At 65.9% G+C, this 24530-nt stretch carries 26 protein-coding genes and 1 pseudogene; 9 read left to right on the top strand and 18 right to left on the bottom strand.

Annotated features, from left to right (window positions below; genetic code table 11):
* Nucleotides 1-119: 119 nt before the first annotated feature.
* The 4 genes from cyoE to WKW82_RS19720 all read right to left on the bottom strand — a co-directional run bounded on the left by cyoE (nucleotide 120) and on the right by WKW82_RS19720 (nucleotide 3747).
* Nucleotides 120-1028 carry a heme o synthase gene (gene cyoE / locus WKW82_RS19735; protein ID WP_340344037.1) on the bottom strand — a complete coding sequence of 303 codons (909 nt, stop codon included), beginning with the start codon at nucleotides 1026-1028 and terminating at the stop codon, nucleotides 120-122.
* A 145-nt stretch (nucleotides 1029-1173) separates the two neighbouring features.
* Nucleotides 1174-2376 (bottom strand): COX15/CtaA family protein, encoded by a 1203-nt coding sequence (locus tag WKW82_RS19730; RefSeq protein WP_340344036.1) that lies wholly within the window; start codon nucleotides 2374-2376, stop codon nucleotides 1174-1176.
* Nucleotides 2373-3086 carry a hypothetical protein gene (locus WKW82_RS19725; protein WP_340344035.1) on the bottom strand — a complete coding sequence of 238 codons (714 nt, stop codon included), beginning with the start codon at nucleotides 3084-3086 and terminating at the stop codon, nucleotides 2373-2375. Before WKW82_RS19725 ends, WKW82_RS19730 begins: the two co-directional genes overlap by 4 nt.
* Nucleotides 3037-3747, bottom strand: a complete 711-nt coding sequence (locus WKW82_RS19720; protein ID WP_340344334.1) for an SURF1 family protein — start codon at nucleotides 3745-3747, stop codon at nucleotides 3037-3039. The genes WKW82_RS19725 and WKW82_RS19720 overlap by 50 nt, the downstream gene beginning before the upstream one ends.
* A 105-nt stretch (nucleotides 3748-3852) precedes the next feature.
* Here WKW82_RS19720 and WKW82_RS19715 point away from each other — a divergent pair, with 105 nt between their 5' ends.
* Nucleotides 3853-4083, top strand: coding sequence for a twin transmembrane helix small protein (locus WKW82_RS19715; RefSeq protein WP_340344034.1), 231 nt, complete (start codon nucleotides 3853-3855; stop codon nucleotides 4081-4083).
* Nucleotides 4084-4160: 77 nt separating this feature from the next.
* Here the strand turns inward: WKW82_RS19715 and WKW82_RS19710 are convergent, their stop codons facing one another.
* From WKW82_RS19710 to WKW82_RS19675, 8 genes are all read right to left on the bottom strand, one after another.
* Nucleotides 4161-5042, bottom strand: a complete 882-nt coding sequence (locus tag WKW82_RS19710) for a cytochrome c oxidase subunit 3 (RefSeq protein WP_340344033.1) — start codon at nucleotides 5040-5042, stop codon at nucleotides 4161-4163.
* Nucleotides 5043-5085: 43 nt separating this feature from the next.
* The gene (locus tag WKW82_RS19705; protein WP_340344032.1) at nucleotides 5086-5301 is read right to left on the bottom strand and encodes a DUF2970 domain-containing protein; all 216 of its coding nucleotides are present in this window, start codon (nucleotides 5299-5301) and stop codon (nucleotides 5086-5088) included.
* The gene (locus WKW82_RS19700; protein ID WP_340344031.1) at nucleotides 5298-5924 is read right to left on the bottom strand and encodes a cytochrome c oxidase assembly protein; all 627 of its coding nucleotides are present in this window, start codon (nucleotides 5922-5924) and stop codon (nucleotides 5298-5300) included. The genes WKW82_RS19705 and WKW82_RS19700 overlap by 4 nt, the downstream gene beginning before the upstream one ends.
* 18 nt (nucleotides 5925-5942) lie before the next feature.
* Nucleotides 5943-6053 (bottom strand): cytochrome oxidase small assembly protein, encoded by a 111-nt coding sequence (locus WKW82_RS19695; protein WP_340344333.1) that lies wholly within the window; start codon nucleotides 6051-6053, stop codon nucleotides 5943-5945.
* Between the two features lie 14 nt (nucleotides 6054-6067).
* Entirely contained in the window at nucleotides 6068-7705 is a 1638-nt protein-coding gene (gene ctaD / locus WKW82_RS19690) for a cytochrome c oxidase subunit I (protein WP_340344030.1), read from the bottom strand.
* 34 nt (nucleotides 7706-7739) lie between these two features.
* The gene (gene coxB / locus WKW82_RS19685) at nucleotides 7740-8918 is read right to left on the bottom strand and encodes a cytochrome c oxidase subunit II (protein ID WP_340344029.1); all 1179 of its coding nucleotides are present in this window, start codon (nucleotides 8916-8918) and stop codon (nucleotides 7740-7742) included.
* A 62-nt stretch (nucleotides 8919-8980) separates the two neighbouring features.
* Complete coding sequence (locus WKW82_RS19680; protein WP_340344028.1) at nucleotides 8981-9457, bottom strand: DUF2244 domain-containing protein; 477 nt, start codon at nucleotides 9455-9457, stop codon at nucleotides 8981-8983.
* Nucleotides 9458-9580: 123 nt separating this feature from the next.
* Nucleotides 9581-10498 (bottom strand): methyltransferase domain-containing protein, encoded by a 918-nt coding sequence (locus WKW82_RS19675; protein ID WP_340344027.1) that lies wholly within the window; start codon nucleotides 10496-10498, stop codon nucleotides 9581-9583.
* A 21-nt stretch (nucleotides 10499-10519) separates the two neighbouring features.
* Between WKW82_RS19675 and WKW82_RS19670 the strand changes: the two genes are divergently transcribed.
* Nucleotides 10520-11236 (top strand): ComF family protein, encoded by a 717-nt coding sequence (locus tag WKW82_RS19670; protein WP_340344026.1) that lies wholly within the window; start codon nucleotides 10520-10522, stop codon nucleotides 11234-11236.
* Nucleotides 11237-11262: 26 nt separating this feature from the next.
* Entirely contained in the window at nucleotides 11263-11724 is a 462-nt protein-coding gene (locus tag WKW82_RS19665) for a tRNA (cytidine(34)-2'-O)-methyltransferase (protein WP_340344025.1), read from the top strand.
* A 166-nt stretch (nucleotides 11725-11890) separates the two neighbouring features.
* Here the strand turns inward: WKW82_RS19665 and WKW82_RS19660 are convergent, their stop codons facing one another.
* A complete protein-coding gene (locus tag WKW82_RS19660; protein ID WP_340344024.1) occupies nucleotides 11891-12349 on the bottom strand; it encodes a MaoC family dehydratase in 459 nt (152 codons plus the stop codon).
* A gap of 132 nt (nucleotides 12350-12481) precedes the next feature.
* Nucleotides 12482-13117 carry a nucleotide-binding protein gene (locus tag WKW82_RS19655; RefSeq protein WP_340344023.1) on the bottom strand — a complete coding sequence of 212 codons (636 nt, stop codon included), beginning with the start codon at nucleotides 13115-13117 and terminating at the stop codon, nucleotides 12482-12484.
* Nucleotides 13118-13196: 79 nt separating this feature from the next.
* On the opposite strand from WKW82_RS19655, the gene kefF reads away from it, so the two are divergent.
* Both kefF and kefC read left to right on the top strand, forming a co-directional pair.
* The gene (gene kefF, locus WKW82_RS19650) at nucleotides 13197-13910 is read left to right on the top strand and encodes a glutathione-regulated potassium-efflux system oxidoreductase KefF (protein ID WP_340344022.1); all 714 of its coding nucleotides are present in this window, start codon (nucleotides 13197-13199) and stop codon (nucleotides 13908-13910) included.
* Complete coding sequence (gene kefC / locus WKW82_RS19645; RefSeq protein ID WP_340344021.1) at nucleotides 13910-15739, top strand: glutathione-regulated potassium-efflux system protein KefC; 1830 nt, start codon at nucleotides 13910-13912, stop codon at nucleotides 15737-15739. The genes kefF and kefC overlap by 1 nt, the downstream gene beginning before the upstream one ends.
* A 141-nt stretch (nucleotides 15740-15880) precedes the next feature.
* Here kefC and WKW82_RS19640 read toward each other — a convergent pair.
* From WKW82_RS19640 to WKW82_RS19625, 4 genes and pseudogenes are all read right to left on the bottom strand, one after another.
* A pseudogene (locus WKW82_RS19640) lies at nucleotides 15881-16405 on the bottom strand (transposase); the annotation flags it as partial.
* Nucleotides 16406-16728: 323 nt separating this feature from the next.
* Nucleotides 16729-18168, bottom strand: a complete 1440-nt coding sequence (locus tag WKW82_RS19635) for a right-handed parallel beta-helix repeat-containing protein (protein ID WP_340344020.1) — start codon at nucleotides 18166-18168, stop codon at nucleotides 16729-16731.
* Between the two features lie 498 nt (nucleotides 18169-18666).
* Nucleotides 18667-19608: an alpha/beta hydrolase gene (locus tag WKW82_RS19630; RefSeq protein ID WP_340344019.1), complete on the bottom strand. Its 942-nt coding sequence runs from the start codon at nucleotides 19606-19608 to the stop codon at nucleotides 18667-18669.
* 16 nt (nucleotides 19609-19624) lie between these two features.
* Entirely contained in the window at nucleotides 19625-20500 is an 876-nt protein-coding gene (locus WKW82_RS19625) for an amidohydrolase family protein (protein ID WP_340344018.1), read from the bottom strand.
* A 105-nt stretch (nucleotides 20501-20605) separates the two neighbouring features.
* On the opposite strand from WKW82_RS19625, the gene WKW82_RS19620 reads away from it, so the two are divergent.
* The 4 genes from WKW82_RS19620 (at nucleotide 20606) to WKW82_RS19605 (ending at nucleotide 24529) form a co-directional block, all read left to right on the top strand.
* Entirely contained in the window at nucleotides 20606-21379 is a 774-nt protein-coding gene (locus WKW82_RS19620; RefSeq protein WP_340344017.1) for a crotonase/enoyl-CoA hydratase family protein, read from the top strand.
* A 142-nt stretch (nucleotides 21380-21521) separates the two neighbouring features.
* Nucleotides 21522-23402: a feruloyl-CoA synthase gene (locus WKW82_RS19615; RefSeq protein WP_340344016.1), complete on the top strand. Its 1881-nt coding sequence runs from the start codon at nucleotides 21522-21524 to the stop codon at nucleotides 23400-23402.
* Nucleotides 23403-23404: 2 nt separating this feature from the next.
* The gene (locus WKW82_RS19610) at nucleotides 23405-23677 is read left to right on the top strand and encodes a hypothetical protein (protein WP_340344015.1); all 273 of its coding nucleotides are present in this window, start codon (nucleotides 23405-23407) and stop codon (nucleotides 23675-23677) included.
* An 87-nt stretch (nucleotides 23678-23764) separates the two neighbouring features.
* Nucleotides 23765-24529: an SDR family NAD(P)-dependent oxidoreductase gene (locus tag WKW82_RS19605; RefSeq protein ID WP_340344014.1), complete on the top strand. Its 765-nt coding sequence runs from the start codon at nucleotides 23765-23767 to the stop codon at nucleotides 24527-24529.
* The last annotated feature ends 1 nt before the right edge of the window (nucleotide 24530 follow it).

The raw sequence follows: 24530 nt of genomic DNA, 5'->3' as shown, positions 1-24530 counted from the left end.
GCAATCACACCAAAGCGCGCGAATCGAAGCCCCTTCGTAGGCGCCCGTGGAGCCGGCTTTGCCGGGCCACTGGGTGCTCCCCCTCGAGGGGGAGCGCCACAGGTGCATTCGGGGGTGGGTCATCCTATGTAGTGGTCGACCAGGAGCGCTGCAAACAGCACGCTCAGGTGGATCAGTGAAAAGCGGAAGGTCTTGCGCGCCAGCTGGTCCGAATAGTTGCGCCAGAGCGCAAACGCATAGCCGGTGAAGCCGATGCTCACGCCCACCGCCACGGCCAGGTACAACCAGCCGCTCATGCCGTAGATGAAGGGCATGAGGCAAGCAGCGAACAGGATGAAGGTATAGAGCAACACCTGCAGCCGGGTGAACTCGTTGCCGTGCGTGACCGGCAGCATCGGGAGGCCGGCCTTGCGATAGTCCTCGACCCGATAGAGTGCCAGCGCCCAGAAGTGCGGCGGGGTCCACAGGAAGATGATGAGGAACAGGATCAACGCTTCCGGGCCGACGTCGCCGCGCATTGCCGCCCAGCCGAGCACCGGCGGCATTGCGCCCGAAGCTCCGCCGATGACGATGTTCTGCGGTGTCAGCGGCTTCAGGATCACGGTGTAGATCACCGCATACCCCACGAAGGTGGCGAAGGTGAGCCACATGGTCAGCGGATTCACCGCGAACCAGAGCAGCGCGGAACCCGCAGCACACAGCATCGCCGAGAAGATGAGCGCCTGGCGGTCGCTCAGTTGGCCGCGTGCGGTCGGTCGCCAGGCGGTGCGCTTCATCTTGGCGTCGATGCCCTTTTCGACGAGGCAATTGAAAGCCGCAGCCGCGCCGGCCACGAGCCAGATGCCGGCGCACGCCAGCGCCCCGCGCTGCACCTCGAACCAGCCCGGCACGCCGGGCACTGCGAGCACCATGCCGATGAAGGCGCAGAAGACGATGAGTTGCACCACGCGTGGCTTGGTCAACACGTAGAACTGGCGCAGCACGCTGGCGGTGCTGGTGGCTTGATGAACGGGGACAGGGGTGCTCATTCGAATTTGGCGTCTCGCACAGCGGCGGCGGAAGCTTCTCTGAAGCAGGCTCGCACCGGCGCAAAGCCCCCCTCGCGCGGGACGGGCGTCTCCCCGCTGCCCCCCGCGGGGTTGCGAGCTTGCTTGGGGTGGCTAGGAGCTGCGCTCATATCGTCTCCATGGTGCCTGAACCGCGCAGCGGCCGGGGCGCTCCTTGTGACTGTGGCACCGTCGCACGCCGGCTTTCGCACAAGGTCCAGACCATCACCACGGCCAGCGCAGCCGCGCCACCCGTGTGGAGCAGGGCCGCCAGCAGCGGCCAGCCGAGCAGGACGTTGCCGAGACCGGTAGCGAGTTGCAGCAGCGCCAGGCCGGCCAGCCAGTTCGACTGCGCGCGCAGCGCAGGCAACGCGCGCAAGCGCCAGGCGAGCACGGCGATAGCGATAAAGACGGCGTAGGCCATCAGCCGATGCACATAGTGAATCGCCGTCAGCGCTGAAAAATCGACCGGATGGCCGGCGGAACTGACCCCCAGCGCGCGCCAGATCTCGAAGCCCTGCACGAAGTTCATCGGCGGCCACCAACTGCCCTGGCAAGTCGGGAACTGGGTGCAGGCGAGCACCGCATAGTTGGTGCTGACCCAGCCACCTAGCGCGATCTGGAGACCGAGCAGCAGGCTGCTCGCAACGAGCAGGTTGCGCAGCGCGGCAGGCAAGGCTGTCGGCAACCGATCGCTGGCAGCCTGCTGGTAGCGCACGGCCTGCATGCACAGCAGCGAGAGCAGCACGATGGCGCCTAGCAAATGCAGCGTCACAATCGCGGGATAGAGCTTCATCGTGACGGTGAGCGCGCCAAACGCGCCTTGCAGGCAGACCCACACCAGCGTCACGAACGGCCACGCCGGCCGAAGCGGCGCATGCTGCCGACCGGCGACCGGCTCGCGGCGCTGCTTTCGCCATGCCACGAAAGTTGCCACGGCCAACACGACGATCAGCACGCCGACGCCGGTGGCCAGGTAGCGGTGCACCATCTCGATCCAGGCCTTGCCGTGCGTCACCGGGCCCGTTGGCTGGAGCGATTGCGCCATCGCGATTTCATGGCGCGCACCCATCGGGCTGGCATTGCCGTAGCAGCCAGGCCAATCGGGGCAGCCGAGGCCGGAGTCCGTCAGCCGCGTGAAGGCGCCGAACAGCGTGAGATCGAAGGTGAGGAACAGCGTCAGGACGGTCAGCGCGTGCAGCCGCCTCGCGACGCCATGGCCAGCGCTGCGCCGCCACACCCACAGCAGCGGACCGAGCGCGATGAGCACGCCGGTACCCATGAGCCAGGCGATCGGCGTCAGGTCGTAGGGCGCGGTCGCGGGGGTCATCGGCCCGGCTCGTCCCAGGATGAAGACGCACGCAGCAGGCGCTCCAGGTCGCGCTTGGCGCGCGACGCTCCGGCGGCATCCATCCGGGCCGGGAAACGCATCATCCAGTTGCCCATCGGATCGACCACATAGAGGTGCTCGGCCAACGCGTGGCCCGACGCGGGTGCCAGCCATTGAGACAACTGCGCGGGCGGTACGCGCAGCACCGTGGCGCCGCGCAGGCCGTTGTCCAGGCGCGCGGGCGGGGAGCCAGCGTCGCTGATCAACCAGACGCGGTCCACGCGCTCCTTTTCGCGCCCGAGACTCTCGCGCAACTGGCGCTGCAGGTAGAGCTGCTGCTCGCACAAGGCATCGCAGGCCGCATCGGCCACGGCCACGATCAGCCACTGGCCCTTGAGGGAAGTCAGCGGCACCGATGCACCATCGCGCGTGACCGCCTTGATCGCCGGCACGCTGCGTTGAGGCTCGATCAGTTCGCCGTAGACGCTGCGCCCCTCCGGACGGACCACGTAATAGGTGAAGTAGGACGCAATGACGGGCGCAGCGCACATCAGCATCACCGCGATCATCTTCCAACGGCCTGAGACGGTGCGGCGGCCGGCCTCGACGCCCAGCGCCTGCGGCGATGGCATCGAGTGCACGGTCAAGCCGAGCGGCTCGTCAGCCGCGGCGGGCACGGCGGAACGGGGCAACAATTTGGAACCAGACATAAAGGATGAGGACGAGGGCCGCGAGGCCGAACCACTGGAATGCGTAGCCGTAGTGCTTTTCAATGCCGAACGCCGGCGCCGGCCACTCTCGATGCAATCCTTCGGAAGCGGCACCGGTTTGCTGCAGAGAGACGTCGGTGCGCAACGGCAGCTTGGATTCGGCCTTGAACGCCTCAAGGTCGAGATTTTGCCGGATCGGCGATGACCCTGGCGCTTCCCCCGCCGCTGCCGGCGGTGCAGGCGACTTGCCCAATTCCAGCAAGTGCGACGGTGGGGCTTCGATACGCGCGTCAAGTTCAACGAGGCCTGCGGGAGTCTGCACGGGCTGGAGCCTGGTACGGTCCTCGAAGTTGCGCTGGATCCAGCCGCGCTGCACCATCACCGTCTGCTGGCTGCCTTCGATGGCGAAGGGCGTGACGACGTAGAAGCCGGGCACGCCGCCCATCTGGCGGTTGTCGAGGTAGACCGTCTGCGGCGCCAGCCACAAGCCGCGCAAGTGCACCAGGCGATGCATGACCTCCGCTGGCTTGCCCATGGTCAGGAAATCCTGCTGGTCGAGCGGCGGCAGTGTCTTTTGCGATTCGATCCCGGCCTGTAGCGCTTGCTTTTGCGCCGCACGCGAGAGCTGCCATTCCCCCAACGACAGGGTGGCCGTGAACATGAGCACGGCGGCGACGGTGACCAGCCAGAAGCGACCGCGCCGCAGGGGAGACGCGGATTGCAGGGGGGTAGTGTTCAAGGGACGGGAAGGCGCGGTCGGCCGATAATGGGAACCATGAAATATGTCGTCGCCCTTGCCTTCGCGGGCATCCTGGCGAGTCTCGGATTCGCGCTGTACTACATGCTGAAGGACGGGCGCGACGGGCGCGCCAAGTCCGGTGGTATGGCCCGCGCGCTCACCGTTCGGATTGCCTTGTCGGTGATTTTGTTCCTGTGCATCCTGCTGGCCTGGAAACTTGGGTACATCCAGCCAGGGGGCCTTCCTCTCAGTCGATAAGTCCAAACGGGCCGCATTGCCGCCCAGCCATGAAAAAAGCGCCTCGCGGCGCTTTTGAAGGGTGCCGTCGAGTGCCATCAGAGCCAGTAGACCAGGATGTAGAGGCCCAGCCAGACCACGTCCACGAAGTGCCAGTACCAGGCAGCACCCTCGAAACCGAAATGGCGATCAGGCGTGAAGTTGCCGTTCATCAAGCGAATGGTGATGAACAACAGCATCAACATGCCGATGAATACATGGAAGCCGTGGAAGCCGGTGAGCATGAAGAAGGTCGACCCATAGGCGCCCGAATTCAGCTTGAGGTTCAGGTCCGTGTAGAGGTGGTAGTACTCGTACCCCTGCACGCCCAGGAACAACAGCCCCAGGATCACCGTCACGATCATGAAGCGGATGCACTGGGCGCGATGGTTGGCGCGCAGCGCGTGGTGGGCGATGGTCAGGGTGACGCCGGAGCTCAACAGCAGTGCCGTGTTGATCGTCGGCAGCCAGAACGGGCCGACGGTCTGGAAAGGCTCGACGATGCCGGCGGGCGAGCCGGTAAAGCCTGCCGCAACGCTCGGCCACACGGCCTTGAAACCCGGCCAGAGCAGCGCATTGTCAAGACTGCCAAGCGCGGGCAGCGAGTGCGTCCGGGTCCACCAGAGCGCGGTGAAGAACGCACCGAAGAACATCACCTCCGAGAAGATGAACCAGCTCATGCTCCAGCGGAAGGAAAGATCGACCTTGTGGCCGTACTGCCCGCCTTCGCTTTCGTGGATGGAAGTGCGGAACCAGACGAACAGCGTGCCGAGCCAGATGATCATGCCCGCCAGCAGCGACCAGGCACCCCAGCCGTGGCCGTTGATCCACTGGGCCGCGCCCAGGATCACGAAGAGCAGCCCCGTCGCGGCCATGACCGGATAGGCCGAGGGGCCGGGCACGAAGTAGTAGGGCGCGGTGCCGTGGGTGGGTGAACTCATATCAGGTCCTGGCTTTCTTCTCTCGATTCAAATCTTGTGGGGGTCAGGGCGCGACCACGAACTTGACCAGCACGATCAGGCCGATCACGAACATGGCAACGGCCACGAGGCCGACCGCGATGATGTGCAACGGCGTGAGCCTGGCGATGTCTTCCTGGTAGGCGCTGTTCTTGCGCACGCCGAAGAAGCCCCAGGCCACCGCCTTGACGGTGCGCAGCAGGGAGCCCTTTCGTACGACAGGTTCCACGGCGGTACTCACGATTTCGGCTCGACTTGCAATTGCGGTGCGGCGGCAGTCGGCGCCGCGGGGGTCTTGCCGCCCACCTCGAAGAAGGTGTACGACAAGGTGATGGTCTTCACGTCTTTCGAGATCTTCGGGTCGATCACGAAGGCCACGGGCCACTGCTTCTTCTCGCCCGCCTCGAGCGTGTACTGGTTGAAGCAGAAGCACTCCAGCTTGTTGAAGTACGGCGCGGCCTGCTGCGGCGCGTAGCTCGGGATGGCCTGTGCGGCCATGCGACGGTTCTGGACGTTCTGGAACTCGTACATCACCGTGTTCAACTCACCAGGGTGCACTTCCATCGAACCCCTGCCGGGCTTGAAGTCCCAGAGGGCGCCGCGCACGTTGGCGTCGAACTCGACCGTGATGGTGCGGCTCCTGTCGACCTGCGTATTGGCCGGCACCTTGACGTTCTTCCCGCCCGCGGCACCGCCGGGCACCTCGAGTTCGGAGAGCGCCAGGATATTGATGCCGGTCATTTCGCAGATCGCGCGATACAGGGGCACCAGCGCATAGCCAAACGCGAACATGCCCGCTGCCACGATGGCGAGCTTGCCCACCATCTGGACGTTGGCGCGACGAATGCGTTGGGCGATGCTCATGGAATGGCGTCGTGTGCCTCAGCGGCCCATGTAGACCATGCGGACGATGAAGCCGATGAAGAACAGCAGCGCGATGGAGGCCAGCGTCAGCCCCATGCGGCGGTTGTTCTTCTTCTGTTCGGGCGTCATGGCGTGGGCTTGCTTCAACCGATCACCTTGGTGGCGGTCGGGTCGAGGCGCGGAGGCGTCTCGAAGGTATGGAACGGCGCGGGCGACGGCACTTCCCATTCCAGGCCTTCAGCGGCTTCCCATGGCTTTTGCGATGCCTTTTCGCCCTTGCCGAGCATGGTCGGCAGCACGATGAAGAAGAAGAAATACACCTGTGCCAGGCCGAAGAACAGCGCACCGATCGAGGCCACCGCATTGAAGTCGGCGAACTGCATCGGGTAGTCGGCATAGCGACGCGGCATGCCGGCCAGGCCCAGGAAGTGCATCGGGAAGAAGGTGACGTTGAACGAGATCAGCGACCACCAGAAGTGGACCTTGCCGCGCGTTTCGTTGTACATCACGCCGGTCCACTTGGGGGACCAGTAGTAGTAGCCGGCGAACATCGCGTAGAGCGAGCCGGCCACCAGCACGTAGTGGAAGTGGGCCACGACGTAGTAGGTGTCCTGCAACTGCGTGTCGATCGGCGCCACGGCCAGGATCAGGCCGGTAAAGCCGCCCATGGTGAACACGAAGATGAAGCCCACGGCGAACAGCATCGGCGTCTCGAAGGTCATCGAGCCCTGCCACATCGTCGCGATCCAGTTGAACACCTTCACCGCCGTCGGCACCGCGATCAGCATCGTCGCGTACATGAAGAACAGCTGGCCGGTGAGCGGCATGCCGGTCGTGAACATGTGGTGCGCCCACACGATGAAGGACAGGATGGCGATCGACGAGGTGGCGTACACCATGGAGGCGTAGCCGAACAGCTTCTTGCGGGCGAAGGCCGGCACGATCTGGCTGACGATGCCGAAGGCCGGCAAGATCATGATGTAGACCTCGGGGTGACCGAAGAACCAGAAGATGTGCTGGTACATCACCGGGTCGCCGCCGCCTGCGGGGTTGAAGAAGCTGGTGCCGAAGTGGCGGTCGGTCAGCGTCATGGTGATGGCGCCGGCGAGCACGGGCATCACGGCGATCAGCAGGTAGGCCGTGATGAGCCAGGTCCAGCAGAACATCGGCATCTTCATCAGCGTCATGCCGGGGGCGCGCATGTTGAGGATGGTCACGATGATGTTGATGGAGCCCATGATGGACGAGGCGCCCATGATGTGCATCGCGAAGATGCCGGCGTCCATCGACGGGCCCATCTGCAGCGTCAGCGGTGCGTAGAGCGTCCAGCCGGCCGCGGGTGCGCCGCCGGGCATGAAGAAGGAACCGACCAGCATGATCGCGGCCGGGATCAACAGCCAGAAGCTGAAGTTGTTCATGCGCGCGAAGGCCATGTCGGAAGCGCCCACCTGCAGCGGGATCATCCAGTTCGCGAAGCCCACGAAGGCCGGCATGATCGCGCCGAACACCATGATCAGGCCGTGCATGGTGGTGAACTGGTTGAACAGCTCGGGATTCACGACTTGCAGGCCAGGCTGGAACAACTCGGCGCGGATCAACAGCGCCAAGAGGCCGCCCACCATCAGCATGGTGAACGAGAACAGCAGGTACAGCGTGCCGATGTCCTTGTGGTTGGTCGCGAACACCCAGCGGCGCCAGCCAGTCGGCGCGTGGTGATGATCGTCGTGGCCGTGGTCGTCGTGACCGTGTGCGTGACCGTGGGGGTCGAGGACTGCGCTCATGAATCTTCCTTGGAAATCGTGGGGCTCGGGGCGCTTACTTGGCGCGCTCGGCCTTGACCTGGGCAGGCTGGACCAATTGGCCCGTCTTGTTCGACCAGCTATTCTTCGTGTACGACACCACGGCTGCGATGTCGGTGTCGCTCAATTGCTTCCAGGCGGGCATGGCCCCGTTGTTCTGACCGTTCAGCACGATGTGGAGTTGCACTGCGGCGTCGGCATTGAGGACCGTCGGGCTGGCGTCGAGCGCCTTGATCGGGCCGGCGCCCTTGCCGTTGGCCTGGTGGCAAGCCGCGCAGTTGGATGCGTAGACCTTCTCGCCGCGCGCCATCAGGTCAGGCAGCGCCCAGACCTTGTTCGGGTCGTCGAGCTTGGCTGCGGCTTCCTTTTTCTTGCCGTCCACCCAGGTGGTGTAGTCGGCCGCGGAAACCACCTTCACGTGGATCGGCATGTAGGCGTGTTCCTTGCCGCAGAGTTCCTGGCATTGGCCGTAGTAGTCGCCGACCTTCTCGGCACGGAACCAGGTGTCGCGCACGAAGCCGGGGATCGCGTCCTGCTTGATGCCGAATTGCGGCACGGCGAACGCGTGGATCACGTCGTTGGCGGTGGTGATGATGCGGATCTTCTTGTCGACCGGCACGACCAGCGGGTTGTCGACCTTGAACAGGTAGTCCTTCGGCATCTCGCCATGGGCGCCGGCGTCGGACATGGCGCGCTGGCTGCTGTCGAGCGTGGAGATGAAACCGAGGCCCTCACCTTCGCCCTTGAGGTAGTCGTAGCCCCACTTCCACTGGTAGCCGGTCACCTTGACGGTGAGATCGGCGTTGGTGGTGTCCTTCTGTGCAACCAGGATCTTGGTGGCTGGCAGCGCCATCAGGATCACGATGATGAAGGGGACGATGGTCCAGATGACTTCGACCACCACCGATTCATGGAAGTTGGCCGCCTTGTGGCCCACCGACTGGCGGTGCTTCCAGATCGAATAGAACATCACCGAGAACACGGCAACGAAGATGACCGTGCACAGGACCATCATCGCGTTGTGCAGGAAATGCTGTTCCTGCGCGATCTTGGTGATGCCGACGGGGAGGTTCAACTGGCGCACCGAAGGGCCGCCCGGCAGGTTTTCGACTGCGTTCGCAGCACCACTGATCACCGCGCCGGCCGCCAGCAGCAGGGTTGCCGGCCAGGTCTTGTTGCGCCAAATGCTCTTCATCGTGTGTACTTCTTCAATTACCAGTTAACCCATTGGCCCGGTGCCCGCCCCGCGCGCGCCACTCAGGCCGCGCGCAGTGCCATGCGAATCTCGCGCGCCAGCGCGGCGCGCAACTCGGGTCGCACATAGCGCCCCACCCTGACCGAACGACCCTGCCCCGAGACTTCGATCAGCGAACGATCGCTGGCCTCCGGCTCGACCCGCACCTGGTGCGGCAAAAATTCCGTGCGCTCATAGTGACCGCCGTTTTCCAGCTCCACCACCAGGCGACCTTCCTGGAGCGCGATCTTTTCGCCATCGGTCGCATGCCGTGCATACAGCATGAAGGCGACACCGACGGCCGTGAGTTCAAGCCACGCGAACGGCAACACGAGCCGCGCGCCATGCCACCAGAACACCGTTCCGATGCCCAGCGACACGATGCACAGCGACGCGTAGAGCCAGCCCAGCTGGCTCGGCGTGACCGAGCAATTGCGCTTCAGGAACCAGTGGATGCTCTGGCCTGAGACGGTGGCAAAACGAAACACGGAATTCGACACGGGCGAGTTCGGCAAATCGATGCGTCGACAGCCATCAAACGGATGCTTGATGAACCGCGGTCGCGGGACCATCCCCACGAGTTCACGCAACGGCGGATTGTAGCGGGTGGTTTCGGGCCAACTTCATAGGCCGGGGCGTCCTCGCTGCAGCATGGAGCGCATCTCGCGCAGGGAAACTGCGCTTTCTGGCGCGAGCGCGACACGCGGCGCCGGTTTGAACGCGTGGCCGTAGATGATTTCGAAGCCCAGCGCGATGCGACCGTCGTCCGGGCCGCCGCGGTTGGCCGTGGCGGCGAGCGCGGCGTCGAGGTCCCCGCGCCACTTGCGGCCTCGCAGGGCGCCGAAGCGGGCCGGGTGCAGGTTGCGGCCGAGGGTGCGCAGTTCGGCCAGCGCGGCCTCGGGGGTCGCCCAGGTCAGGGTCACGCGTTCCATGTCCATCACCGGCTCGGCGAAACCGGCGTGCACCAGCATGTCGCCCCAGTCGTGCATGTCGGTGAACTCATGGCCGGCCGGCGGCCAGCCCAGGCGTGCGTAGAGCGCCCGCAGTTCGCGAACCGTGTCGGGGCCGAGACAGGAGAACATCAGGAAGCCGTCGGTCGCGACCGTGCGGTGCCAGCGCTTGATGAGCGCCTCCGGGTCGGCCGCCATGTGCAGCGCCATGTTGGCCCACAGCAGGTCGACGCCGTCCTCCGGCGGGGCTTCGAATCGCGGCTGCGCGCCCTGCCAGCGCCTGGCGCTCCACCACGGTGCGGTGAGCAGGCCGGTGGTGCGCTCGGCCAATGCAGCATCGGGCTCGATCACGTAGGGCGTGGCGCCGGCGTAGCGGCGCGCGACCAGTACGTGCGCCTCCAGGCCGCCGCGCAGGGGCGACCAGTCGGCCCAAGTCTTGGGCTTGGCGGTGATCCACTGGAGACGGTCTTCCATGCGGCGGCCGATTTCCTCGTGCAGCCAGGGGGAGTTTTGCGCGGGCGCGAGCCGGGACCAGCGGCTGGCCGCCGCGGAGTCGATGGTGGGCGGGCGCTGTGCGGGGTCGGTAGCCATGGGCGGCCAGTATATTGAGCCATGCTGACCCGCCGGGCCCTGCGCCCGTTCACCGCCCTGCTCGACGACTTGCCCAGCCAATGCGCGGTGTGCCGCAGCTGGCCGGCCCGGCCGATCTGCGACGCCTGCGTGGCCCGGCTGGCGCCGCCGGTCGCGCGCTGCCCCACCTGCGCCATACCTGTGCCAGAGGGGATCACGCGCTGCGCCGAATGCGTGGCGAACCCGCCACCGCTCGACGCCTGCATGGCGGCCTGCGCCTACGAATGGCCGTGGCCGGAATACATCGCGCAGTTCAAGTTCCACGGCGACGCGGGCTGGGCCGCGCCGCTGGCCACGCTGATGCGCAGCGCGCCCTGGGTGGAACCGGCGCTGGAGCAGTGCGACCTGGTGCTGCCGATGCCGTTGGCGCTGGAACGGCTGCGCGAACGGGGATTCAACCAGGCACTGGAGCTGGCGCGCCGGCTTGCGCCGGGCAAGGTCGACGCCACCTTGCTGCTGCGCACGCGCGAGACCACGGCCCAGAGCGGCCTGCTGCGTGCCGAGAGATTGCTCAACTTGCGCGGCGCCTTCGCGATCGAGCCACTGCGTGCGGACGAGGTGCGGGGACGGCGCGTCGTGCTGGTCGACGACGTGATGACCAGTGGCGCTTCGCTGTTCTCGGCGGCGCGAGTGCTGCGCGATGGCGGAGCGTCGCACGTCAGCGCGATCGTGCTGGCGCGCACAGGCGCTCCACAATAGCCGCCCTTTCCATCCGTCGCAGCGCAATGTTCCATATCGTCCTGGTCGAACCCGAGATCCCGCCCAACACCGGCAACGTCATCCGCTTGGCAGCGAATACCGGCTGCACGCTGCATCTGGTCGAGCCGTTGGGTTTCTCGATGGACGACAAGCTGTTGAAGCGCGCCGGGCTCGACTATCACGAGTACGCCGAAGTGCGGCGGCATGCGAACTGGCAGGCGCTGCTCGACGATGCCCGGCCAGCGGCCGACCGCATGTTCGCGCTGACGACGCGCGGCACGCGACTGGTACACGAGACTGTGTTCCAGGCTGGCGACTGGCTGGTGTTCGGCTCGGAAACCCGCGGCTTGGCGCCCGAGTTGCGCGAAAGCTTCGCGCCGGCGCAGCGGCTGCGCCTGCCGATGCGCGAAGGGCAGCGCAGCCTGAACCTGTCGAACGCCGTCGCGGTGACGGTGTTCGAGGCTTGGCGGCAGAACGGCTTCAACTGAGGAAGGTGCGGAGCCGCCTGTAGCGGACGCCGATTTCGCGCCCGCGCGGTTCGACCTCGCAGCGCACTCCGGACTTCGGAGGGATTTGAATCACGACGCGGCCCCGGAGCGTTTCCGGCGCGGGCGCACCGCTCCGACCAGCCCGCCTCCGGTGGAACCGGCGATCTCAGCGGAAGCGGCGCACCACCGACTCGGCCACGCAGGCCGGCTTGCTCGCGCCTTCAAGCTCGATGGTGACTTCCCAGACCATCTGCACGCTGCCCTTGTCGTCGATCGACTCGCTGGAAAGGAGCTTCATGTGGCCGCGCACGCGGCTGCCGACCGGCACCGGCGACATGAAGCGGACGCGGTTCAGGCCGTAGTTGACGCCCATGCGCGACTCGACCACCTCGACGCCCTCGGCGAAGATCTTGGGAATCAGCGCCAGCGTCAGGAAACCGTGCGCAATGGGTGCGCCGAAGGGGCCGGCCTTGGCGCGCTCGACATCGACATGAATCCACTGGTGGTCACCGGTCGCTTCGGCGAACTGGTTGACCTGTTCCTGCGTGATGGTGATCCAGTCGGTGGTTGCGACTTCCTGGCCGACGCATGCGGCCAGATCCTGAAGGGTCTGGAAAGTTTTCATGGCCCGCACTCTAGCCGCACGCCGAACCATCCCGGTGTAACTGCGGCGACAATTTTCTGCGGGAAACCACCTAGTGATTACTTGCTGGTTAACCGCTTATTACCGGCTGCCGACCCGCCAATTGCCGATTTACTACCTACTGCCTACTTGCTGATCCAGCCAGTGCACCAAGGGCTGCCACTGCTCCAGGTCCCGCTGGACGCGGCCCGGCGCGATGTCGAACAGGGTGAGGCCGCGCGCGGCGAGTTGCACGTAGTTCTGCGTGTCGCGCAGCTCGGCCACCATCGGCACGCCGAGCCGGGCCACGAACTCGCGCAGGCGATCACCCGACAAGGTGTGGGCGCCCACGCGCATGCCGACCAGCCCGATGCGCGACTTGTCGACGCGGCGCTGGCTCTCCAGTCGCAGCAGGAAATCGCGCGTGGCGTAGATGTCGAAGATGCTCGGTTGCAGCGGCACCAGGATCTGGTCGGCCAACGCCACCACTTCCTTGAAACGCCAGCCGTGCAGGCCGGCGGGCGTGTCGAGCACCGCGTGCGTGGTGCCGCGCGGCGGTCGGGCCACAGTGCCCTCCCCGGCTGCCTCCCAGGTGGCAATGGGTGCGGCCTTGGCCGGTCTGAGGTTCAGCCACAGGCCGGACGACTGCTGGCGATCGACGTCGCCCAGCATCACCGCATGGCCGCGGCTTGCGAAATAGCCCGCGATGTTGGTCGCGAGCGTCGACTTGCCGACACCGCCCTTGGGGTTGGCAATCAGGACCACCGGCATGGAGTCTCCTTGGGTTCGGTAGATGTCCGCATCCTATCCGCGGCCCACGGCCTTCGCACGATTGCGCTATGTTCGCTGCATGCCGGCCCCCACCACACCTTCACCATCCATCCCCTCCCGCGTCTACGTGCTCGCGGCCCATCCCCAGTGGCGTGACTCGCGCGTGAACCGCCAGTTGCTGCATGCGGCGCAGAGCCTGCCGGACGTGGACGTGAACGATCTCTACGGCAGCTACCCGGACTACGACATCGACATCGAGGCGGAACAGGAGCGACTGGCGCGCGCCGACCTGCTGGTGCTGCTCCATCCGATCCAGTGGTACTCGATGCCGCCGCTGCAGAAGCTGTGGTTCGACGAGGTGCTGGGCTGGGGCTGGGCCTACGGGCCGGAGGGCAACGCGTTGCGGGGCAAGGACTGCTGGCTGGTCGCGAGCACGGGCGGTCCGGAGTCGAGCTACCACCCGCAGGGATACAACCGCTATTTCTTCGACGCCTTCCTGCCGCCCTACGAGCAGACCGCGGCGCTGTGCGGGATGCGCTTCCTGCCGCCGCTGGTCTTTCATGGGGCGCGCAGCGCGACGCAGGAGGAGTTGGTGGCGCACGTCAACGTGTTCAAGGACCGGCTCGCGAGCTATCCGGACTGGCCCGAGATGGACGAGCTCGACGCCTGCCCGACCTGCGTGGTGCCCGAAACGGACCGGCCGGCCGAGCACGAGGACCCCGGCAATCTGGGCGCCCAGGCCCTGAAGGACGCGATGGCCCGCCTCGCGCCCAGCCAGGCCGGAGCGGTCTGATGGAGCACACACCGGCCTGGCTGGTCAACTCGCTAATCTACCTGGGCGCCGCGGTCATCGTGGTGCCGATTTCGAAGTGGCTCGGGCTCGGCTCGATCATCGGCTACCTGGTCGCCGGGATCGCGATCGGGCCGACCCTGTTCGGGCTCGTCACGAACGTGCAGGACATCCTGCATTTCGCCGAGTTCGGCGTGGTGCTGATGCTGTTCCTGGTCGGGCTCGAACTGGAACCCAAGCGCCTGTGGAACCTGCGGCGGCCGATCTTCGGCTGGGGCAGCGCGCAGGTGCTTTGTTGCGCAGCGGCGCTGTTCGCCTTGGGCTGGGCCCTGGGCGCGACGTGGCGCGTGGCGCTGGTGGGTGCGTTGGGGCTGGCGCTGTCGTCCACCGCGATTGCGCTGCAAGTGTTCGGCGAACGCAACCTGCTGAAGACGTCGAGCGGGCAGGCCGGCTTCTCGATCCTGCTGTTCCAAGACGTGGCCGCCATCCCGATCCTGGCGTTGCTGCCCCTGCTGGCCGGCGGTGCGGCGGGCGAAGCAGCGAGCGGCCTGGACCGCCTGCTGCAGGCGGTCAAGATCATCGGCGTGATCGGTGGCATCGTGCTGGGTGGGCGGCTCGCGCTGCGGCCGGTGTTGCGATGGATCGCGCGCAGCAACACGCCCGAGATCTTCACCGCCGCGTCCCTGTTGCTGGTGGTGGCGATCGCGGCCTTGATGCAGTTCGTCGGGTTGTCGATGGCGCTGGGCGCTTTCCTCGCCGGCGTGCTGCTCGCGGAAAGCGAATACCGGCGCGAACTGGAGACCGACATCGAGCCCTTCAAGGGTCTGCTGCTGGGTCTGTTCTTCATCGCCGTGGGCATGAGCATCGACTTCGGCGTGCTGATGCGGCAACCCGGGACGATGGCCTTGCTGGTGGTCGCCTTCATGGTGATCAAGCTGGCGGTGATCTACGCGCTGGCCAAGGCGATGGACATTCCGTACCAGCAGCGGCCGGTGTTCTCGCTGCTGCTGGCGCAGGGTGGCGAGTTCGCCTTCGTGGTGTTCCAGGCGGCCGGGCCGAATGTGCTGCCGCCGGAGACCGCGTCCTTGCTGGTCGCGGCAGTGGCGCTGTCGATGCTGGTGTCGCCGCTGCTGCTGGTGGCGATCGACAAGTTCATCCTGCCGCGCTACGACCTGATGGGCGGCAAGGCGATGGAGGAGATTTCGGAGCAGCAGGAGGGCAAGGTGCTGATCTGCGGCTTCGGGCGCTATGGGCAGATCATCGGGCGCCTGATGCTGGCCAACGGCATGCCGCCAACGGTGCTGGACCATGACGCCGACACGGTGGAGGGGCTGCGCGAGTTCGGCTTCCGGGTGTTCTACGGCGACGCGACGCGGCTGGACCTGCTGCGCATTGCCGGCGGCGGGAGCGCCAAGGCGATCGTGGTGGCGGTGGACGACATCGAGCAGTCGGTGGAGATCGTGGATCTGGTGCGCGCGCACTTTCCGCAGGCCGAGATCATCGCGCGTGCGCGCAATGTGGCGCATTACTACCAGTTGCGCGACCGGAACGTCGCGCACATCGAGCGCGAGGTGTTCGAGTCGTCCTTGCGCAGCGGGCGCTCGGTGCTGGAGGTGCTGGGCTGGCCGGCCCACGAGGCACGCCATGCGGCCATGCGTTTCCGGCGGCGGAACATCGGCATCACCGAGGCGGGCTACCCGCACTACAAGGACCGCGCCAAGCTCATCGCCGTCGCCAAGGAAGGGCGGCAGCAGTTCGAGGAGCAGATGGCGCGGGAGCGGGCGCAGCGGCGGGAGCGCTCGGGGCAGGGGTGGGAGCAAGGCGGGGAATGAAACCCACCCCATCTGCGCCAGCGGTACCACGGGTGACCGCCGGAGGCCGCTGCTCTTGCTGGCCATCGACATTGCGGCCCACCATCGCCCCCGCGGCACTCGGGCCGCTCTCTTGAGAAACAAATCCTTTGACGCCGTCCTTCAGGCGGTGGTGCCAGCGGGTGTGACGATAAAGCCGAGGGCAGTGGCGCGACGCCTCAGGGCGGCGACGCTGCGCTGACGCTGCTGTTGTTCATACTGCTGTTGGCCCTGGTCGACGAAGGCCTCGCCGCGGGTCAGCATGAAGTAGACCATCCGCGCGAGCTTGTGCGCCGTTGCGGTGTTGGCCCGCGGCTTGTCCATGCGAGCACACAGGCGCCGATAAAACGCCCCGAGCGCGGAGTCGCTGTGCGACAGGCTCATCGCGGCCACCTTCAGCGCCTGGCGCGCTCGGTTGACTGAGCGCTCGGTGCCCGAGGACAGCACCTTGCCACCGCTGATCTTGGTGGCCGGGCACAGGCCCAGCCAGGAGCAAAAGTGCTTGACGGTCTCGAATCGGCTCAGGTCTGGCCCGATCTCGGTGAGGATTTTCATCACCGTGGTAGCGGCCAATCCGTTGATACGCGTGAGGTCCGCGCCGGCCCAGTTGGCCAGGGTCTGGCGAACGTCGAACTCCGCGCGCAGCCTCTTGAGAAACAAAACTCGTTGAGTCCGTTTCTCTGCGAACGCCTGCCCCGGCCACGGGGTTGGAATGCTCTGGAGTCGATGCGGCTTCGCTATCTCGACTTATCAATCCCCGCGAGGGGCGGGTCGGGCATGGCCCTGTTTGAGGGCTCTGGGGTCGATGCGGCTTCGCCATGTCGACGCAATCCCCCCGCGGGGTGGCCTGGGCGCAGCCCAGCCCGGCCCTGGGGCTCTTCAATCAACGGCGCGTGAAGCCAACTGATTGGCCCGGCTGCATCGACGCTCCGCCGGAATCGGCGACGCCATTCATATTGCACGGCTGGGCATCAAGGGCTGAAGAGGTAAGCCCCGAAGGATGCGGCCGAGGACTGCGCCGCAGCCCCGCCGAAATCGGCCCCGCCGGCGAGGGCGGAACTGCGGCCTGAAGGCGCTTGCGCCAGCCGCAGTCCGCCCGTCAGCGGGTTGCTCAGGTCGACGAAGACGGGCCGATCGACCGCGTTGCCCATGGTTCCGGTCGCGGCATCGATGCGGACGGCATCGTCGGCGCGAATGTCGTCGCCCCAGCGCATCACCGTGCCCCCGGCCACGTTGAACAGCAGGTTCGGACCGACGACGTTGTCATGGACGAAGGCGCGGCCATCGACGTAGATCGCCGCCCCGTCAGCGCGCGTGGCGACGGCGATGTTGTTCGCCACGAGGTTGCCGCTCGTGCGGTTGTTTCCGGACGTGGCGCCCACCATGATCTCGGCCAGCGCGCCATGCGTGCGCATCGGGTCCAGTGCGTTGGCGATGGCCGTGTTGGCGTAGATGCGGTTGTCCTGCGACTCGTACACGTTGATGCCCGCGCCGTCATTGCCCCACACCAGGTTGAAGGCCACCGTGTTGTCATCGCACCAGCGATCGGTCTGGATTCCGTTGCCGTCGTGCGCGCCGGTGTCGGCGTTGGCATGGCTCGCGTTGTAGACGACGACGTTGTGGTCACCGCGGTCCTCTTCGGCAGTCTGGCTGAAGATGTGGATGCCGGAGGTGCCCGCCATCGCCAGCCCGCTGTGGCTGACGTCGTTGTGTTCGATGCGCCACCAGGAGCCACGGACCTCCATGCCGTGGTGGCCGCTGCGGCGCACGGTGTTGTGGGTGATCAGGTTCATGGCGTCGGCGGCGCCGTTGCCGTCCACGCCGATGCCATGCAGTTCCGTGTCCTCGATCAGGTTGTTGGCGATGACGAGATTCGTGCCCGCGCCATCCGTCACATTGATGCCGATGGGCGCGCGGCGGATGACGTTGTCGGTCACCGAGATGTGATGGCTGCCCTGCCGGATCACCACGCCGCCGTGGGTCGTGGTCCGCACCTCGAAGCCGCTGATCTCCAGATGGCTCGCGCCCCGAATGTCCAGGCTGGTGGTCACGACCGGCATCTGCGCGCGGTATGCGGCGTGGATGCGGATGGGCGCCTCCGCGGTTCCGTCGGCAGTGATGGCGATCGGACCGTCGTGGGTGCCGGGCGCCACGCGCACGACGCTGCCCGGAGGCAAGGTGCCCCAGCGCACGTCCTTGATCTGCCCGAAATGGGTGGCGCCGGCCGGAACGTCGATGCCGCTGCCGACGATCACGAGGACGCCTGCGCCCGTCGGTGTGGCATCCAGTTCTCCAACAGGCGGCAGATAGCCTGGCGGCGTTTGGGATGGCTTGGCGGCGTAGGCCGCCGCTGGCGCAATGCTGCCCGCGCCAACCCTGCCGCCTACCTTGCCAAGTCCCACCAATTCCACGATGCCGAGGGGCCGCGCGGTATCCAGCGAATCTGCGCCGGCCGGCTTCGACTCGGGCGAACCGGTGGAAGGGTTGCCGCTTGACGCCGCCGGGGTTCCAGTGATGGCAAATCCGCCAGAACCACCGCCGCCGCAACCTCCTAGAAGTAGGGCACCTGAAAGTATTGCCGCAGCAAGACAACAGGCGCTTTTGAGAACCTTCTTACACATAAAACGATACTCCATAATTGCATTGGCATATGGAGTATCGTTTTTTGCTCCTCAAAACTACCAGTCAAGTATGTAAAAGCAACTTTGTCCTACAAAATGCATGTCGAGCCTGCACGGCGGCAACGCCTCCGGGACTTCGGTGCATTGGCCCGGCGGTGCAGAACCGAATGTACGGGCGGTGACGGATGGCTGGCTGGTGTTCGATGTCGAGGGGCGTGTGCTGCACCTCGACACCGGGCGCAGCCTGACCATCGGCTTCGCGATGCCCCGACCTTCCGCAACCGCGTGCTACGGCAAGATCGACACGAATCTCGCAATGGCCGGGACGAGCAGCGGCGCCAACGGCAAGTCTGGCACCGCATACGTCTGCAGGTTCTGCGACCTGCCAGTCGGCGCTTCCTTCAGGATGTGGTTCATGCCTTCGATCAGCAACAACTCCGATCCGGGACGCGCCGCTGCCAATCGAAGTGCGTCGTCGACGTTGATCTGAAGGTCCGTCGTGCCTTGGACGATGAGCGTGGGGCGTTCGACCTTGGACAGTTCGACGGATGGATCGAGGGGGAACCAGGCCATCAGGTAGCTCTGCACGCTCGGCCTGTAGAGCGCGGCCAACTCCGGCGGAGCGGTCGCGACCGGGGTACCGCGCTCCAGACTGTCCGCAATGCTTCGAGACTGCGCTTGCAGTGCCGCTGGAAGGCCTGCCACGGCCAACTGCTGCGCGATGAGTCGCGCGGCTGGTTCGCTGGCTCCTGCGACCAGGATCAGCGCATCGACCTCCGCTTGTTGCGCCGCCATCGTGGCGACCAGCGCGCCTTCGCTGTGCCCAAGGAGGACGAGTCGCTCCACCCGCGACTGCACGCGCAAGAACTTGAGCCACGCAACAGCGTCGTCGACATAGGTCGCGAAGCGCAGGTCGTCCTCGCGCACGCCAGCCTGGCTCGCACCGATGCCGCGCTTGTCCACTCGAATCGATGCGATGCCTTGCTCGGCCAGGCCGTGCGCGAGCAGCCGGAGGCTGTTGTTCGGCATGCCCGGCAGGTTGCCGTTGCGATCGGCAGGGCCGGAGCCCGCCAGGATCAGGACTGCCGGCACCAAAGCGGTTTCGCCCGGCAAGGCCAGGGTGCCGTGCAGGTCTTGCACACAGACTTCCTGCTCCACCCAACGCGAGGACTCGGCGCTTGCCATGGCAGGGAGGATGGCCATGATCAACGCTGCGAGCGGGCGCTTCACGCGTGCTCGAAGCGAATCAAGCCTTCGCCTTGTCCAACCCCAGCAAGCGCACCGCATTCCCCTTCAGGATCCCCGGCATCACCTCGGGCTTGAAGCCCGCATCCTCGAAGTCCTTCAGCCACCGGTCCGGCGTGATCAGCGGATAGTCGCTCGCGAACAGCACGCGGTCCTTCAGCAGCGTGTTGGCGTACTGGACGAGTTGCTTCGGGAAGTACTTCGGGCTCCATCCGGACAGGTCGATCCACACGTTGGGCTTGTGCGTGGCCACGCTCAGCGCCTCGTCCTGCCACGGAAAGCTGGGGTGCGCCATGACGATCTGCATGTCGGGGAAGTCGATGGCCACGTCGTCGAGATGCATCGGGTTGCTGTACTCGAGCCGCAGGCCGCCGCCGCAGCGCATGCCGGAGCCGATCCCGCTGTGGCCGGTGTGGAACACGGCGGGCAGGCCGTATTCGGCGACCACTTCGTAGATCGGCCAGGCCATCTTGTCGTAGGGATGGAAGCCCTGCACCGTCGGATGGAACTTGAAGCCCTTCACGCCGTATTCCTCGACCAGCCGACGCGCCTCGCGCGCGCCCATCTTGCCCTTGTGCGGATCGATGCTGGCGAAGGCAATCATCATGTCGCTGTTCTTCTGCGCATGCTCGGCGATCTCCTCGTTGGGGATGCGCCGGCGGCCCATGAACGACTCGGCATCGACCATGAACATCACCAGGCCGATCTTGCGTTCGCGGTAGTAGTCGATGCTCTCCTGGATGGTCGGGCGTCGGCCGGCCTTGAAGTACTTGTCGGCGGCGCGGTCGTATTCCTCGCCGTAGTTGTCGAAGGGGTTCCAGCAGCTCACTTCGGCGTGGGTGTGGGTGTCGATCGCGATCAGGTTCTGGTAGTCCACAGGCTTTGTCTCCAGGTTCGGGTAAGTACTGAGTTCAAGCGCCCCATGCGGTCTTGAATTGGTTATTAACCATAACCATAATCGAAGCCACACCGGAACGCAATCATGAACCACCCCGACCTTCACATCGAGCTTCGCGACAACATCGCCATCATCCGCCTGACACGCGGCGCCAAACGCAATGCGCTGTCGGACGGGCTGATCCTCGCGCTGCGCGACGCCTTCGACAACCTGCCCGACACGGTGCGCGCCGCCGTGATCGATGGCGAGGGCCCGCACTTCTGCGCGGGGCTGGACCTGAGCGAATTGCAGGAGCGCGACGCGGGCCAGGGCATGCGCCATTCGCGCATGTGGCACGCAGCACTGGAACGGGTGCAATACGGGCCGGTGCCGGTGATCGCGGCGCTGCATGGCGCGGTGGTCGGCGGCGGGCTGGAACTGGCGAGTGCCTGTCACATCCGTGTGGCGGACGCCTCCACTTTCTACGCGCTGCCGGAAGGCTCGCGCGGCATCTTCGTGGGCGGTGGCGGCTCGGTGCGCATTCCCAAGCTGATCGGCGCGGCGCGCATGACCGACATGATGCTGACCGGCCGCGTCTACAACGCCGAGGATGGCGAACGCGCCGGCTTCGCGCAGTACCTGGTGCCGGAGGGCACGGCCTTCGACAAGGCGCTGGAACTCGCGCAACGCGTGGCGGAGAACGCGCCGCTCACCAACTACGCGCTGATGCATGCGCTGCCGCGCATCGCCGAGCAGCCGGCGGACCACGGCTTCTTCACCGAATCGCTGATTGCGGGGATTGCACAAGCCTCGCCGGAAGCGAAGACACGGCTGGCCGACTTCCTCGAAGGTCGTGCCGCCAAAGTCCAGAAGGCGTGAATCTTTCTACTGCGGCCGCCAATCTCGGGCCTGCGGTGCTCACCGCACGCGAGTTCGGTTCCGCTCCGCGACCCGGCCTTCCAGCAGACGCCCTCGCTACGAAATCTTCACGCCTTCTGACCCACTTCAACTGGTAACGCGCATGACGACCATGACAGAGACAAAACCCACTCCCGTTGTCCCGCGCTACCGGCCGCTGGCCTTCGGCATCACGCGTGGCGTGCTGACCGAAGGGGCACCCGGCGTGCGCTACCTGAAGGCCGAGACACCGCTCGCGCCCTACGTCGACCGCATGACGGATCGGCTCAAGCACTGGGCCACGGTCGCGCCGGACCGCACCTTCATTGCGCGTCGCGAACGCCTGCCCGACGGCAGCACGGGCAACTGGATTCGCCTCACTTATGCCGAGGCGCTGCACAAGGCCCGAAGCATCGCGCAGGCCGTGCTCGACCGTGGCCTGAGCGCCGAGCGGCCGGTCGCGATCCTCAGCGAGAACAGCATCGAGCATGCGCTGATCGCGCTGGGCTGCCTTTATGCCGGCGTGCCCTACTGCCCGGTGTCGCCGCCCTACTCCATCGTCAGCCAGGACTTCGAAAAGCTGCGCCATGTGCTGGGCACGCTGACGCCCGGCCTGGTGTTCGCTGCGGATGCGAAGCGCTTCGGCCGTGCCATCGATGCGGTCGTGCCGGCCGATGTCGAAGTGGTGCTGGGCGAAGGAACGCTCGATCGGCCCACCACCTCCTTCGACGCGCTGGCATCGACGCCAGAGACACCCGCCGTCGATGCCGCACTGGCCGCCACCGGCCCCGACACCATCACCAAGTTCCTGTTCACCTCGGGCTCGACCAAGCTGCCCAAGGCCGTCATCAACACGCAACGCATGTGGTGTGCCAACCAGCAGCAGATGCGCCAGTCGATGCCGGTGCTGGGCGAGGAGCCGCCGGTGCTGGTCGACTGGCTGCCGTGGAACCACACCTTCGGCGGCAACCACAACGTCGGCATCGTGCTGGACAACGGCGGCACGCTCTACATCGACGACGGCAAGCCGACCCCATCGGGCATGGCCGAGACGCTGCGCAACCTGCGCGAGATCGCGCCCACCGTGTACTTCAACGTGCCGACCGGCTTCGAGGCCATCGCCAACGCGATGGAAACCGACCCTGTGCTGCGCAAGAACCTGCTCTCGCGCGTGAAGATGTTCTTCTATGCTGGCGCTGCCCTTTCGCAGCCGGTATGGGACAGCCTGCACCGCTCTCAGGAGGCCGAGGTCGGCGAGCGCATCGTGATGGGCACGGGCTTGGGCATGACCGAGTCGGGGCCGTTCGCGCTCTACGTCACCGGGCCGGAGGTGACCTCGGGCGACCTTGGGCTGCCGGCCGCGGGCATCGAGATCAAGCTGGTCGACATCGACGGCAAGACGGAGGTGCGCTATCGCGGGCCGAACATCACGCCCGGTTACTGGCGCGCGCCGGAAGCCACGGCCGAGGCCTTCGATGAAGAGGGCTACTTCCTCACCGGCGATGCGGTGAAGTGGATCGACGACAACGACATCCACAAGGGCCTGCGCTTCGACGGCCGCATCGCGGAAGACTTCAAGCTCGCGACCGGCACCTTCGTCAGCGTGGGGCCGATGCGCGCGAAGATCACCCTGGCCGGTGCGCCCTACATCCAGGACGTGGTGCTGACCGGCATCAACCTGAAGGAAGTCGGCGCCCTGATCTTCCCGACGCAGGCGGTGCGCAAGCTCGCCGGCCTGCCCGCCGACGCGTCGCTGCGCGAGGTGCTCGACAGTGCGCCGGTGCGTGCGCAGTTCCAGGAAGTGCTCGACTCGCTGGCCGCCACCAGCACCGGCAGCGCCAACCGCATTGCCCGCGCCTACCTGATCGACGAGCCGCCCTCGATCGACAAGGGCGAGGTCACGGACAAGGGATCGATCAACCAGCGCTCCGTGCTCAAGCATCGCGCCGCACTGGTCGATGCGCTTCATGCGGACACGCTGCCCAACACGCTCAAGCCCCGATAGCCATGAAGAAAATTGACTCTGACGATGAACTGCAGGGGCTCCGTGCTCAGGCGCGGGGCTACATCTATAACGATTACAGGGGCGCGGTTCCAAATGGTGCAGAAGGCAACGTGTTGCATATCGCCGGATGCAGCTCTATCTCGAGGTCGAACACAAACTATGGCAAGTTTTTCTTTGAACGGTGCGACGACGCTACTGCATGGCTTGAACAGAATCGTGGCCGTGAGACCGTTGCATGGCGACGGTGTCACCGTTGCCTCGAAATCGAAGAGTGAACAAGGCCGGCCTACCAATTTGCTCCATCGGACCGCCTTCGGCGTCCGCTGAGCCATGTCGATAGACATTCCCAAGGAGACATACACATGAAGATCGAAGGACAAGCCGCACTCGTCACTGGCGGCGCATCGGGGCTGGGCGAAGCAACCGCCCGTGAACTCGCGAGGCTCGGCGCCAAGGTCGCGGTGCTGGACCGCAATGCCGAACTGGCCGAGAAGGTCGCAAAGGACATCGGCGGCATCGCCTGCGCCTGCGACATCACCCACACCGAGAGCGCCGTCGCCGCCCTCGAACGCGCCGCCGCTGCACACGGCCCGGCGCGCATCCTCATGAACGTCGCCGGCATCGGCAGCGCCAAGCGCATCGTCGGCAAGGACGGCAATCCCGCGCCGCTGGAAGACTTCGTGCGCGTGGTCAACGTCAACCTGATCGGTGGCTACAACATGGCGCGCCTGTTCGCCGCAGCCTGTGCCAAGTTGCCTGCGCTCGATGGCGGCGAGAAGGGCGTGATGCTCTTCACCGCATCGGTCGCGGCCTTCGACGGCCAGGTGGGCCAGCAGGCCTACAGCGCATCGAAGGGCGGCCTCGTCGGCATGACCCTGCCGATGGCGCGCGACCTGGCGCAGCACGGCATCCGCGTCTGCACGATCGCGCCGGGCCTCTTCGCGACGCCGTTGCTGATGGAACTGCCGGAACCGGTGCAGCAGTCGCTGGCCGCATCGATCCCGTTCCCGCCCCGACTGGGCAAGCCCTCGGAGTTCGCCGAGTTGGCCTGCCATGTCGTGACCAACGGCCACCTCAATGGCGAGGTGATCCGTCTCGATGGCGCCTTGCGCATGGCGCCGCGCTGAC

Source organism: Variovorax rhizosphaerae (genome assembly GCF_037889975.1).
Taxonomy (GTDB): Bacteria; Pseudomonadota; Gammaproteobacteria; order Burkholderiales; family Burkholderiaceae_C; genus Variovorax; species Variovorax rhizosphaerae.
The sequence above is the reverse complement of the archived record's forward strand: the minus strand, read 5'-3'. Positions and strand labels throughout refer to the sequence as shown.

Bases quoted from the DNA above. Each gene is read 5' to 3' on its own strand.
- cyoE (WP_340344037.1), bottom strand. From the start codon at position 1,028: ATGAGCACCCCTGTCCCCGTTCATCAAGCCACCAGCACCGCCAGCGTG.
- WKW82_RS19730 (WP_340344036.1), bottom strand. From the start codon at position 2,376: ATGACCCCCGCGACCGCGCCCTACGACCTGACGCCGATCGCCTGGCTC.
- WKW82_RS19725 (WP_340344035.1), bottom strand. From the start codon at position 3,086: ATGTCTGGTTCCAAATTGTTGCCCCGTTCCGCCGTGCCCGCCGCGGCT.
- WKW82_RS19720 (WP_340344334.1), bottom strand. From the start codon at position 3,747: ATGTTCACGGCCACCCTGTCGTTGGGGGAATGGCAGCTCTCGCGTGCG.
- WKW82_RS19715 (WP_340344034.1), top strand. From the start codon at position 3,853: ATGGGAACCATGAAATATGTCGTCGCCCTTGCCTTCGCGGGCATCCTG.
- WKW82_RS19710 (WP_340344033.1), bottom strand. From the start codon at position 5,042: ATGAGTTCACCCACCCACGGCACCGCGCCCTACTACTTCGTGCCCGGC.
- WKW82_RS19700 (WP_340344031.1), bottom strand. From the start codon at position 5,924: ATGAGCATCGCCCAACGCATTCGTCGCGCCAACGTCCAGATGGTGGGC.
- WKW82_RS19695 (WP_340344333.1), bottom strand. From the start codon at position 6,053: ATGACGCCCGAACAGAAGAAGAACAACCGCCGCATGGGGCTGACGCTG.
- ctaD (WP_340344030.1), bottom strand. From the start codon at position 7,705: ATGAGCGCAGTCCTCGACCCCCACGGTCACGCACACGGTCACGACGAC.
- coxB (WP_340344029.1), bottom strand. From the start codon at position 8,918: ATGAAGAGCATTTGGCGCAACAAGACCTGGCCGGCAACCCTGCTGCTG.
- WKW82_RS19675 (WP_340344027.1), bottom strand. From the start codon at position 10,498: ATGGCTACCGACCCCGCACAGCGCCCGCCCACCATCGACTCCGCGGCG.
- WKW82_RS19670 (WP_340344026.1), top strand. From the start codon at position 10,520: ATGCTGACCCGCCGGGCCCTGCGCCCGTTCACCGCCCTGCTCGACGAC.
- WKW82_RS19665 (WP_340344025.1), top strand. From the start codon at position 11,263: ATGTTCCATATCGTCCTGGTCGAACCCGAGATCCCGCCCAACACCGGC.
- WKW82_RS19660 (WP_340344024.1), bottom strand. From the start codon at position 12,349: ATGAAAACTTTCCAGACCCTTCAGGATCTGGCCGCATGCGTCGGCCAG.
- WKW82_RS19655 (WP_340344023.1), bottom strand. From the start codon at position 13,117: ATGCCGGTGGTCCTGATTGCCAACCCCAAGGGCGGTGTCGGCAAGTCG.
- kefF (WP_340344022.1), top strand. From the start codon at position 13,197: ATGCCGGCCCCCACCACACCTTCACCATCCATCCCCTCCCGCGTCTAC.
- kefC (WP_340344021.1), top strand. From the start codon at position 13,910: ATGGAGCACACACCGGCCTGGCTGGTCAACTCGCTAATCTACCTGGGC.
- WKW82_RS19620 (WP_340344017.1), top strand. From the start codon at position 20,606: ATGAACCACCCCGACCTTCACATCGAGCTTCGCGACAACATCGCCATC.
- WKW82_RS19615 (WP_340344016.1), top strand. From the start codon at position 21,522: ATGACGACCATGACAGAGACAAAACCCACTCCCGTTGTCCCGCGCTAC.
- WKW82_RS19610 (WP_340344015.1), top strand. From the start codon at position 23,405: ATGAAGAAAATTGACTCTGACGATGAACTGCAGGGGCTCCGTGCTCAG.
- WKW82_RS19605 (WP_340344014.1), top strand. From the start codon at position 23,765: ATGAAGATCGAAGGACAAGCCGCACTCGTCACTGGCGGCGCATCGGGG.